The following is an 891-nucleotide window of genomic DNA, read 5'->3' as shown; positions in this document are numbered from 1 at the left end:
TAGCGACGCTTACGTTTTAGAGCATCACGAAAAAACTGATTAATTCTTGAGAAATATTGACTCAAATCTTGACCAGGTAAATCATTGGCTGGGCAAAATAAAAACCGAATTCCATCAACTGTTCGTTCTTCTGCACTTTCTAAATCAGGAAATTTAAATTGAGCTGTGTCTGGTTGTGTGTATGAAACGTTTCCGACGTTGATGACATACTTAACGCCTTTTTTATCGATAGCGTTTTTGAGCTGATATTCGGGGCCTAAATATACATTTGATCTTCTAAATGCAGGTAAATTGATATGACTTAGATCATGCCGATCATCGGCTGGCCCTGCAGAAGCTCCCTGCTGTTGGTTTTGATCTATATTGCTGAAGTCAAGTTTAAAGCCTGGGGGTTTTTTTTTAATAGGCATATGCACTCCAAATAAATTATATAATTATTGTTAATTAGTAAGAAAATTCTGTTTGAAATTTATCAAAGGTGGATTATATAAAAAAATAATAATTATGATATAAAGGGAATGTAAATTTTAATAAAATATTTAAAATTATCAAGCTAATTTGTTTGTAAGTTTATTGAAAATAAAATTTTTTTATAAAAAATATTTTTTTAAATGGGTTATGTAATGATGTAGGAATAGCTAAAATTCCTCCTGCTTTGAATAGGTGTTTGTCTGGCTTATAGTTGCGCTAAAATGTGCATTTTTATCTATCTTGATTTTGTTATGGCGAAGACTATAAGTCACGTCTTAATTTTAACTCACCTTACGCACAGGTCATAAACATTTTAATCGCCTAAGCTCTTCAAAAGCTATTTGATTTGACCGCACACGCTGCGAGCCATGGAGTGCTAAGCACGGGGTGAGTAGGCCGAGGTAGGTTCGGGTTTTTAGC

General features: G+C 33.7%; 1 protein-coding gene. It reads right to left on the bottom strand.

Annotation, left to right across the window (positions count from 1 at the left end; all coding sequences use genetic code 11):
* Positions 1-410: protein-tyrosine phosphatase family protein (locus C200_RS04045; RefSeq protein WP_033923667.1), on the bottom strand; the 410-nt coding region annotated here is incomplete at its 3' end.
* Positions 411-891: the final 481 nt, after the last annotated feature.

Origin of the sequence: Piscirickettsia salmonis LF-89 = ATCC VR-1361 (genome assembly GCF_000297215.2) — a bacterium.
Classification (GTDB): Bacteria; Pseudomonadota; Gammaproteobacteria; order Piscirickettsiales; family Piscirickettsiaceae; genus Piscirickettsia; species Piscirickettsia salmonis.
This window is presented reverse-complemented; position numbering and strand designations above follow the sequence as displayed.